Genomic DNA, 10,295 nt, shown 5'->3' with positions numbered 1-10,295 from the left:
CCCGACGCGCTTCGGCGACGTACCGGCGTCCGCGCGCCGTGAGACGAACCATCTTCGAGCGGGCGTCCTCCGGGTCGGTGACGCGGCGCACGTACCCTCGGTTCTCGAGGTCGTCGACGACCAGCATCATTCCCTGCTTCGTCATCCTCGCCCGCCGCGCGAGGTCCACGAGCCGCGTTCCCGAACGCCGGTCAATGTGCATGAACACCGCACCGTGACCCGGGCGCGCGTCTGGGAACCCACGCTCCTCGAGACTGGCGACGACCTGTGCACCGACGGCGCGCGACGCCTCGAGCAGCAAGCGCGGGAGATCCGGTTCACCCACGGGGTCATGCTCGCACCAACGACTCTGTGTCGTCGATCAGGTTGACCGTGGTTCGGGAAGGTAGCCTCGGCGACGTGACGATCGACGTCCACGTGGCCGAACCGCACGAGTACGCCGAGGCCGGGCGGGCTACCGCGCTCGCATATCGCGAGTTCGTCGAGCCCGGCGAGAGCGACTGGGAGGAGTACCTCGGCAATATCGCCGACGTCGCCGGTCGAGCCGATCGCTCGGTCATCCTCGTCGCGTCGGTTGACGGGCGCGTGGTCGGAAGCGCGACGCTCGAGCTCCGCGAACGTGTCGACGACGACGATCCGCCGCTCGCACCAGACGAGGCACACGTCCGCATGCTCGGCGTGCATCCGGACTCCAGAGGTCGAGGCGTCGCCCGCGCGCTCATGGACGCCTGCTTCGCGCAGGCACGCGCGGCCTCCCGGACGCGCCTCACGCTCAACACGACGGAACTGATGAGAGAGGCGAAGGCGATGTACGAGGGAATGGGGTTCCGCCGGCTGCCGGACCGGGTCTTCCCCAACGGGTTCGTCTTGCTGACCTACGAGATCGCCGTGCCGCCGGCAGCCGGCGACGGCGCGCTCGCGTCGACCGACCGACGCTAACCGCTGCCGGTCCGAACCACCTCGCCGGTCGAGAGGATCACGCCGTCCTCACATTCGGCCTGGACGAGCCCCCCGCGGAACTGCTGCTCGTACAGGCGCGCGTACAGGCCTCCGCGTTCGAGCAGCTCGTCGTGTGTGCCCCGCTCGACGATCTTGCCCCGGTCGACGACGAAGATGACGTCGGCCGACAGGATCGTCGACAGTCGATGGGCGATGGCGATCGTGGTCCTGCCCGTCATCAGCGGTTCGAGCGCGGCCTGCACCAGCCGTTCGGACGTCGTGTCGAGCGAAGACGTCGCCTCGTCCAGGATGAGGATCCGTGGATCCTTGAGGACCACCCGCGCGATGGCCAGGCGCTGTTTCTCGCCGCCCGAGAGCTTGTACCCGCGCTCGCCGACGATGGTGTCGTACCCCTCGGGGAGCTCAGCGATCCGCTCGTGGATGTTCGCGGCGCGAGCGGCCGCTTCGAGCTCCTCGAGCGATGCCGTCGGTTTGCCGTAGAGGAGGTTGCGGCGGATGGTCGTGTGGAACAGGTATGTCTCCTGCGTGACCACACCGATCGTGTCACCGAGCGACTCCAGCGCGATCTTCCGCACGTCGAGCCCGTCGATCTCGACGTCTCCGCGCTGCACGTCGTACAGGCGCGGAACGAGGTAGGTGATCGTCGTCTTTCCCGCACCGGACGGTCCCACGAGCGCGGCGAGCTGACCAGGTTCGATCTCCAACGAGATCCCCTCAAGCGTCCATTCCCTTGGGACGCCGTTGACCGCCGCGAGATCGGTCGGCGAGACGGGTGTGGGCCGTTCCTCCGGCGGCGTGTCGTATCTGAACCACACGTTGCGGAACGCGACTGAGCCCCGCACCTCGGAGGGGGGGATCCGAACCGCATCGGGAGCGTCCGCGATCTCCTGCTTGAGGTCGAGGTACTCGAAGATGCGATCGAACAGCGCCAGCGACGAATGGATCTCGGTCGAGACCTGGAGCATCGAGCCGATCGGGAAGAACAGACGCGACTGAAGCGTGGTGAACGCGACGATGTCTCCCGCAGTCAGCGAGTCGCTCCCGTTGCTGAGCACCCACCCCGCCACCAGGTAGACGAGCGCCGGCGTGATCGAGAAGAACGTTCCCACCACGGCAAAGAACGAGCGGCCGATCATCGTCTGACGGATCTGCAGCCCGGTCAGCCGTGTGTTCTCGCCGCGGAACCGATCGATCTCGTGCCGCTGCCGTCCGAACGACTTGGACAGGAGGATGCCGGAGACCGAGAGCGTCTCTTCCGTCACCGCGGTCAGGTCGGCGAGGGTCTTCTGCGTGTTCGTCGCGACCTCGCGCCGCGCGCGACCGACCTTCACGGTGAGCCACAGGAAGAACGGCATGAGCGCGAGCGACAGCACCGTCAGCTGCCACGAGAGCAGCGTCATCGCGATCAGCGTGCTCGCGATGACGACGATGTTGGCCAGGATGTTCGATGTGGTGTCGGTGACGACGGTCTGGACCCCGCCGACGTCGTTCGCCAGACGTGACTGGATCTCACCCGTTCGTGTCGTGGTGAAGAAGCGGAGTGGCATGTATTGAAGGTGCTCATAGAGCCGGTTGCGCAGGTCCTGCATCACGCTGAGACCGACGTTGTTCGCGAGATAGGTCTGCCCGATGCCGATGACCCCGGTAACGATGGGAATCGCCACCATGAGGCCGACGTACTGGTACAGCAAGGAGAGATCGGGACATTGTCCGCCAGCGCACGAGCCCGGAGGGTTCCCGAACAACGCGTTATCGAACACGGCCTTGATCAGCAGCGGGTTCACGACGCCGAGACCGGACGTCACCAGGATCGCGAGACCGACGAGCGTAACCCTCCGCCGGTACGGTGCGAACGTCGAGATGACCCGACGGATCGTGTGCCTGCCGATCGGTCGTGCGTCGGTCTCGGCGGGGATCCGGAAGAAGCGGCCGTGCCCTCTCATGTCCTTCCAGGATAAGGGCGCTCGGCGATGCGCTATTCCCCGACTAGGCTTCGATCATGGACGTCGCCGATCAGCTGACGATCCTGGGCCGTTCGGCGCTCGCCGCGGCGCTCGGCATCGTCATCGGGCTGGAACGCGAGACGCGAGGAAAGGCGGCGGGCGAGCGGACGTTCGCGTTGCTGTCACTCGGCTCTGCTGCGTTCGTATCGATCGGCGGCTTCCTGTTCCCCGCGTCGGCCGATCGCATCGTGCAGGGCATCGCCGCGGGCGTCGGGTTCCTCGGCGGCGGCGTGATCTTCCGGCGCGAAGCGGGCGTTCAGGGACTGACGACGGCCGCGAGCGCGTGGGCGGTGGCCGCCATCGGCGTCGTGGCCGGCCTCGGCGCGTACGTCGCGGCAGTGCTCGTGACGGCCCTCGTGCTGATCATTCTCGAGCTCGATCAGATCCCGCTCCTGCGGAGGATGAGCGAACGGGCCGAGGCCGCCGCTTCGGCGAGCCCTCGGGACCGCGACCAACACGAGCATCACCGCCCGCGCGGGCCGCACGACCGCGGGCCCTGATCGGCGATCTCGACCGCACGAGCGAACACCGCGTCGAGCATCGGCCGAGTGAGTCTTCCGGTGAACGTGTTCTGCTGGCTCGGGTGGAAGCTGCCGATCATCGTGTACGGACCGATCTCTTCCTCGCGACCGTGCGCGAACTTCGGCCGTGGCCGCCGAACGTGACCCAGTGACCCGAGCGCCCGGAGCGCCCCGTCCCAGGCGAACGCGCCGAGCGCAACGATGACGCGCGCGCGTTCGAGCGCGCCGATCTCGCGTTCGAGATACGGCAGACAGTTGTCCCGCTCCACCGGCGTGGGCTTGTTGTCGGGCGGCGCGCAGCGGTTCACGGCGGCGATGTACGTGTCGATGAGACGAAGCCCGTCGTCGCGCCGGCGCGACACGCTGCCGTTGGAGAGCCCGGCGCCGAAGAGCGCTGGAAAGAAGAAATCAGCCGACGCGTCACCGGTGAAGATGCGCCCCGTTCGGTTTCCGCCGTGGGCGGCCGGAGCCAGCCCGACGATGAGGATGCGGGCCTCCGGGTCGCCGGAACCGGGGACCGGGCGCCCCCAGTACTCGTCGTCGGCGAACCGGGCGACCTTCTGGCTCGCGACGCGCTCTCGCCACGCGACGAGACGTGGACACCTGCGGCACTCGACGACGTCGGCCGCAACGAGGGCGAGCTGTTTTCGGGTCACGCGCGCACCGAGTCCCGATGCTACGGCTGCTTCGCGAGGTAGAGGTTGCCATCGGCCGTCACGGTGGTAAACAAGACCCCTTCCCATGCCCGTATCGAAGCCTGCCGTTCGGATCGCGACGCGCATCACGCTCGTCGCGGTGGTCTCCGCCGCGCTGTTGGCCGGGCTCCTGCCGATGCGGGGAGGCGCGGCGCCTCCCACCGTCGTGCGTACCGTCCCCGTTGCGATCGCCGCACTGCAAACGGACTCGTCCGCCTTCCGCATAGCGGATGGAATGCTGGGCGCGCGAACGGCGACACGAACTGGGCCGACGGTCGTCTGCGCGCCGATGCGCGCGACCGGACTCGGCGTTACGTGGGATCAGTACGCCGGCGGCGACGTCGACACGCTGATCCGGACGCCGACAGCCGTCGGCGGTTGGTCGCCGCGCGTTCGTCTCGAGTCCGGAGACGAACCCGATCCCGGATCCCCCGACGCGGCGACGGGCACCCGGGGCACGTCGTTCCTGTGGACCGGTGGATCGCGCTGCGTGCGTCTGCGGCTGGAGCTCGATGCGGGCGTTCGGCTGTCAGATCTGTCGGTGGTCTTCGTCGACTCGTCGGGCGACGCGCCGTCTCCCACGGGTTCGCTCAGCGTGGCGTCGGCGCTCGCGCGCGCGCCGAGGATCGTCACACGCGACGAGTGGGGCGCCGATCCCGGCCTGATGAACTGCACGCCGCTCGTCGCGGACGAGGTCCGCATGGGCTTCGTCCACCACACGGCCGGAACGAACGACTACACGCGAGACGAAGCGGACGACGTGATCCGCGGCGTCTACGCGTACCACACGACCGGCCGTGGATGGTGCGACATCGGTTACAACTTCCTGGTCGACCGGTTCGGGACGATCTATGAGGGTCGGTCCGGCGGGATCGAGCTTCCCGTGATCGGCGCGGCGCAGGCGGGGTTCAACACCGGCGCGGTCTCCGTGTCCGTGATGGGGAACTTCCAGACGGCGCAGGTGCCCGACGCGGTCAAGCGGTCGTTGGTGCGACTGTTGGCGTGGCGGCTCGACGTCGCCCACGTCAACCCGATCTCGAAGGCGACGATGACCTCCGCGGGCGGCAACACCACTCGGTACGACGCGGGCACCGTCGTCCGGCTGCAGGCGATCTCCGGACACCGTGACACCGGCCTGACCGAGTGCCCCGGCGCGAACCTGTATCCACTGTTGCCGTCGATCCGTGACCGCGTAGCGCGCCGCGGCCTGCCCAAGATCTGGAATCCGCGCCTGAACCGCGAGCAAGTGACGGTGGGCGAACCGGTCAACATCAGGATCCAGGCCCGTGGCTCGACGAAGCTCAACTGGTCGGTGACCGTCCTCGACCCGGCCGGAGCGCTCTTCGCGGATCTCGGAGGACAGACCACCGACGCGCTCGAGGTGATCTGGCCGCCCGGCGGTCCGCCGGCTCACCCCGCGGTGCCGGGCCTGTATTCCGTCGTGCTGAACGCGACGGACGCGAGGGGAAGGGTTGCTCGCAACGCCACTCTCTCGTTCGAGGTCGTGTCGGCTCCTTCGCCGTCTCCCTCGCCGTCGGTGTCGCCGCTCCCGTCTGCGTCGCCGTCCTGAGAATCGTCACCGTTCGCGTAGCACGTCGAGCGCCATGGCGGGATCGTTCGACGCGACCGCGTCGACCCCGAGGTCGAGGAACGTGCGCACGTCACGCGGGTCGTCGACCGTCCACGTCCCGAGCCGAAGCCCCGCCTCGTGAACGGCGCGAACGTACTCCTCGCCCTCGCCGGCCAGGGCCGACGCGTTGGGCAACACCATGTCGTGGCCCGCGTCGACGGCGTGCGTGAGGGCGTCGCGCGGCGCGACCGCCTTCCACACGAGGAACCCCGTCGGGACGTCGGGTGCCATCTGCCTCGACGACACGACGGACGACGGGTTGAACGAGACGATCAACACCGGGCCGTCGAACCCGGCCCGTTCGAGCTCGGCGTGTGTCTCGCGCACGATCGACTCCTGGTCGGGCTCGAACGCCGGCTCCCCGGGCAGGTTCTTGATCTCGAGCACGGCGCCGGCACGCCCGCTGAGGGTCCCGAGCGCCGCGGCGAGCGTGGGGACTGGCTCGGGCGAATCGGACGTGCCGGCATTCAGCACTCGCAACTCGGCCGCGGTGAGCTCGTGCACGGCGCCCGAGCCGTTCGTCGTTCGATCGACCGTCGGATCGTGCATCACGACGGCACGCCCGTCGATCGAGAGCCGGACGTCGAGCTCCACGAGGCGCGCACCGATCGAGATCGCTTCCTCGAACGCCGCCAGCGTGTTCTCCGGCCTCGTCGACGACGCGCCGCGATGGGCGACGATTACCGGGAACGCGTCGGCCGGGAAGCCGTGGTCGCGCACGAGTGTCAGACGAGACTTGCCGGACAGAGGTAATTGACCGGGCACTGCTCGCACAGCGGGCGTCGAGCGATGCACAACGCCCTGCCGTGGTCGATCAGCACGTAGGTGAAGTCGAACCACCGTTCCCTCGGGATCAGATGCATCAGGTCCTGCTCGATCTTGTCGGGATCCGACTGGGTGGTGAATCCGAGCCGGTTGCTCACGCGTTTCACGTGCGTGTCGACGGCGATCCCCTCGACCTTGCCGTACGCGTTGCCGAGGACGATGTTCGCCGTCTTCCGGGCCACACCGCGCAGGGTGAGGAGATCCTCCATCGTGTCGGGAACCTTGCCGTCGTAGACCTCGACGATGCGCCTGCACGCCTCGCGGATCGCCGTCGCCTTCTGGTTGAAGAACCCGGTGGACTTGATGTCCGCCTTCAGCTCGTCCTCCGGCACGCTGAGGTAGTCCTCCGCCGTTCGGTACTTCTCGAACAGCGTCTCCGTCACCTTGTTCACGTTCACGTCGGTCGACTGCGCCGACAAGATCGTCGCCACGAGCATCTCGAGGGCGTTCGAGAACTTCAAGGCAACCTTCGCGTCGGGGTAGGTCTCGGACAGAATGCGCACGATCTCTGGCGCGCGCGCTTCGATCGGGTCGTCCCGCGTGAGCTTCTGGGCGCTCACTGCTCGGTTCACTCGCTCATTCGGCAAATCGGAGGGGGAGCTCGAACGCGTCGCCCTCGGCGAAAATGTCCCATTCCCCCTCGCGGAAGAGGTGGATCTTCTGCCGACCGACCACTTGCCAGGACGTGCCGTCGCCGATCATCGCGGTGTCCTCGTCCATGCCCACGAACATCTCACCGGGAGGAAGCGAGTCGACGATGAACGCGCCGGCGCCCGGAACCCACATGTCGACGATGTCCCAGTGCGGCGCGAACAGCACGTCGCGCACGAAGCCAAGGCCCGGCGCCCACACCGAATCGAGTTCGGTCGTGTCCGAGTCGTACGTCCGTTCCGTGAGGAACGCGACACCGGCGCTGCATCCGGCGAACGGCAATCCGCGGCGCATGGCGTCGACGAGCGCGCGCCAGAACCGGGTCTCGCGGAGGATCGCGGCAAGCCGGGCGGGGTTCCCACCCGAGAAGAACACCAGCGATGCGTCGTCCAACCGCTCCACGAACTCGATCCGGTGCGCGTCGTCACGCGTCTTCAACGGCACGACCTCAGCGTCGATCCCGAGCGAATCGAAGTCTCCAAACCCCGGGCTCCCCAGGCGTCGAACGACGCGTCGCCCTCGTGCGCCGCCGCGGTGGGTAGCACGAGCGCCGGGCCACCCTGCTTCGCGGAGCGCTCCATCAGCCATCGCTCGACCGGCTCTGACCACGGCTGGAACTCTCCCGAACCGAGCAGCGCGAGGGCTCGTCCGGTCATGCTGCGCCGTCTTTCAGCTGGGCCGGACGGAGCTCCGCGTCGACGCGCGCGCCCAACTCGGAAGCGACGTCCAGCAACGCGTCCAGATCCTCCGCTTCTGTCCGGAAGTTGACGATGCAGACGCGAAGGACGAAGCGCCCGCTCAGCACGGCGTTCGAGCAGAACACTCGCCCGTCGAGCTGGATATCGGTGAGCAGTCGCTCGTTCAGCTGGTTCAGGTACTCCTCTCGGCCGGGACCGCGGCCGAGCGACGGCGGCACGTAGCGGAAACACGCGATCGACAGCGTGACCGGCGCCGTGACCTCGAACTCCGGACGCTCGGTGGCCCGCGCCGCCAGGTATCGGGCCAGGGCGGCGTCGTGCGAGATGCGCGCCGCGTACGCGCGCCAGCCGTGCGCGAGCAGCGACACCCACACCTTGAGCGCCCAGAAGCCCCGAGAGAACTGAGGGCCGTGCTCCATCAGGTCCAGGCCCCAGCCCGTGCGGTCCTTGTCGGCCCGGGTGTAGGTGGGATGGACGACGAAGCTGTCGCCGAGGTGACGAACCTCGCGAACGAGCACGCACCCGCCGGAGTGGGGCGTGTAGAGCCACTTGTGCGGATCGAACGCGATCGAGTCGGCACGCTCGATGCCGGCGAGTTGCGGGCGAAGATCGTCGGCGAGCACCGCCGGCCCGCCGTAGGCGGCGTCGACGTGGAACCAGAGGCGCTCGTCGGTGCACACGTCGGCGATCTCGCCCAAGGGATCGATCGATCCGGTCGCCACCGTTCCTCCGCTCCCGACGACGGCGATGGGGCGGACTCCGTTATCCCGGTCGGTCTTGATCACGTCGCGAAGCGCGTCCACCCGCATGCGGTAGGAATCGTCGACCGCGACGTGCCGCACCGCCGCCGTGCCCAGCCCGAGCATGTCCGCGGCCCGGTCGTTCACGACGTGCGCCTCGGCCGACTCGTAGATCGCGAGCGGGGGCCCCTCACGCAGGCCATCGCGCCTGACGTCCCAGCCGGCCGTCCGGTCACGCGCCGCCTTCAGCGCTACGAAATTCGCCATCGCTCCGCCCGAAACGATCAGCCCGGCTGCGGTGTCCGGCAGGCCGAACCGATCGGCGAACCAACGCGTGAGGTTGAGCTCGATCTCGGTGGCGGCCGGCGACAGACGCCACCCGCCGACGTTCGCGTTCAGACCCGCCGCGAGCAGGTCGGCGACGGCTCCCGGCACCGTCCCCGCTCCACTGATGTACGCGTAGAACCGAGGGTGGCCGGGGTACATCGAATGCTCCAACACGACGTCGCGGAGGTACGCGAGCAGGTCGTCCTGGGGCATCGGTTCCACCGGCACGTCGATGGCTACCGCGCCGTGCACCTCTGCCTCGGTCACGCGGCGCGACACCGGCAGCGACGGGAGTGAACGCAAGAGCTCTTCCCAGATGTCTGCCGCGCCGTCGGCGAAGGCTCGCGCCTTTGCGGCGTCCCAATCGAGATCGCGGAACGGCTCGGGCGCCTTCGTCACCGCTTCTCCTCGCCGAGCCGGAAGGACTCCGTCGACATCTCGCGCCACCACACGTCCTCGCCCACGGCCTCGAAGATCGCGCCGACCTGGCTTTCGTGCTCCAGGATGGCCTTGACCTTCAGCTCGTTGATCTCGGCGGGCAGTCGGTAGTCGATCGAGAGCTCATCGCGCGGGGTGACGACGGGCGTGCCGGGACGGAACACGTTGAACGGCTCCCAGATCGGGACGAACTCCTTCGCCCACTCCGGCGTCACGGTCGCATGGTGCACGGACGAGCCCGGTTTGCCTGCCTCGCGGAGCGCTCGTGTTGCCCACCTCGAGACGTCCTTGTGCGCGGCGTGATCCGTCATCCCGTCCGGCCCGAACGTGAGGATCGTGTCCGGCTGAACGTCGGCGACGATCTCCCGGACGCGCGCGTATCCCTCGTCGGGAAGACCGGTGTCCATGTCGATGTCGGGGAGGTCGAGCCACGTATGCTCCTCGACCCCGAGGATGGCGAGGCATCGCTCGAGCTCGGCGGTGCGCACCCCACCCATCGTGGCGGATGGCCACCGCTCCTCGTCCAGTGACCCACCTTCGCCGCGCGTCGCGGTGACGCACACCACGCGCGACCCGTTCCGCACCGCTCGCGCCATCAATCCCGCGGAGAGGTATGCCTCGTCGTCAGGATGGGCCCATACCCCGAGGATCGTTCCCAGATCGTCCATGCGGTGCGCCGAATCCTAGTCATGGACGTCATGGACGCGCCGGCGCGAGGTCCGCCGGGTCGACCCGGAAACGCTCAGCCCCGATTGGAGCGCACGCGCTTTCCCCGGTGGTTTGGGAAGACGACCTCGGCATGCTGCC

12 protein-coding genes are annotated in these 10,295 nt (G+C 68.3%); 3 read left to right on the top strand and 9 right to left on the bottom strand.

The genetic code is table 11. From position 1 onward, the window contains the following. On the bottom strand, positions 1-325 hold a 325-nt coding region (locus VFA08_00710), incomplete at its 3' end, for a MarR family winged helix-turn-helix transcriptional regulator (GenBank protein HYZ12116.1). 74 nt (positions 326-399) lie between these two features. On the opposite strand from VFA08_00710, the gene VFA08_00705 reads away from it, so the two are divergent. Then, entirely contained in the window at positions 400-939 is a 540-nt protein-coding gene (locus VFA08_00705) for a GNAT family N-acetyltransferase (GenBank protein ID HYZ12115.1), read from the top strand. Here the strand turns inward: VFA08_00705 and VFA08_00700 are convergent. Beyond that, positions 936-2,903, bottom strand: a complete 1,968-nt coding sequence (locus VFA08_00700; GenBank protein ID HYZ12114.1) for an ABC transporter ATP-binding protein — start codon at positions 2,901-2,903, stop codon at positions 936-938. The genes VFA08_00705 and VFA08_00700 overlap by 4 nt on opposite strands. Before the next feature lie 56 nt (positions 2,904-2,959). On the opposite strand from VFA08_00700, the gene VFA08_00695 reads away from it, so the two are divergent. Then, entirely contained in the window at positions 2,960-3,463 is a 504-nt protein-coding gene (locus VFA08_00695) for an MgtC/SapB family protein (protein HYZ12113.1), read from the top strand. Here VFA08_00695 and VFA08_00690 read toward each other — a convergent pair. Further along, positions 3,427-4,140 carry a uracil-DNA glycosylase gene (locus VFA08_00690; GenBank protein HYZ12112.1) on the bottom strand — a complete coding sequence of 238 codons (714 nt, stop codon included), beginning with the start codon at positions 4,138-4,140 and terminating at the stop codon, positions 3,427-3,429. The genes VFA08_00695 and VFA08_00690 overlap by 37 nt on opposite strands. Positions 4,141-4,225: 85 nt before the next feature. Between VFA08_00690 and VFA08_00685 the strand changes: the two genes are divergently transcribed. Further along, positions 4,226-5,749 carry an N-acetylmuramoyl-L-alanine amidase gene (locus tag VFA08_00685; GenBank protein ID HYZ12111.1) on the top strand — a complete coding sequence of 508 codons (1,524 nt, stop codon included), beginning with the start codon at positions 4,226-4,228 and terminating at the stop codon, positions 5,747-5,749. A 6-nt stretch (positions 5,750-5,755) separates the two neighbouring features. Here VFA08_00685 and VFA08_00680 read toward each other — a convergent pair whose 3' ends face one another. The 6 genes from VFA08_00680 to VFA08_00655 are packed head-to-tail and all read right to left on the bottom strand — an operon-like array spanning position 5,756 to position 10,156. Beyond that, a complete protein-coding gene (locus VFA08_00680) occupies positions 5,756-6,529 on the bottom strand; it encodes a glycerophosphodiester phosphodiesterase family protein (protein HYZ12110.1) in 774 nt (257 codons plus the stop codon). 5 nt (positions 6,530-6,534) lie between these two features. Next, the gene (gene nth, locus VFA08_00675) at positions 6,535-7,194 is read right to left on the bottom strand and encodes an endonuclease III (protein HYZ12109.1); all 660 of its coding nucleotides are present in this window, start codon (positions 7,192-7,194) and stop codon (positions 6,535-6,537) included. 16 nt (positions 7,195-7,210) lie between these two features. Further along, positions 7,211-7,729 carry a Type 1 glutamine amidotransferase-like domain-containing protein gene (locus VFA08_00670; GenBank protein ID HYZ12108.1) on the bottom strand — a complete coding sequence of 173 codons (519 nt, stop codon included), beginning with the start codon at positions 7,727-7,729 and terminating at the stop codon, positions 7,211-7,213. Beyond that, positions 7,720-7,941, bottom strand: a complete 222-nt coding sequence (locus VFA08_00665) for a hypothetical protein (protein HYZ12107.1) — start codon at positions 7,939-7,941, stop codon at positions 7,720-7,722. Before VFA08_00665 ends, VFA08_00670 begins: the two co-directional genes overlap by 10 nt. Beyond that, positions 7,938-9,449 (bottom strand): pyridoxal-dependent decarboxylase, encoded by a 1,512-nt coding sequence (locus tag VFA08_00660; GenBank protein ID HYZ12106.1) that lies wholly within the window; start codon positions 9,447-9,449, stop codon positions 7,938-7,940. The genes VFA08_00665 and VFA08_00660 overlap by 4 nt, the downstream gene beginning before the upstream one ends. Next, a complete protein-coding gene (locus VFA08_00655) occupies positions 9,446-10,156 on the bottom strand; it encodes a PIG-L family deacetylase (GenBank protein HYZ12105.1) in 711 nt (236 codons plus the stop codon). Before VFA08_00655 ends, VFA08_00660 begins: the two co-directional genes overlap by 4 nt. Between the last annotated feature and the right edge of the window lie 139 nt (positions 10,157-10,295).

The organism is Actinomycetota bacterium, assembly GCA_035640355.1.
Taxonomy (GTDB): domain Bacteria; phylum Actinomycetota; class UBA4738; order UBA4738; family HRBIN12; genus CALGFI01.
Note: the sequence above shows the minus strand (reverse complement) of the source record. Positions and strands in the feature narration are given on the sequence as shown.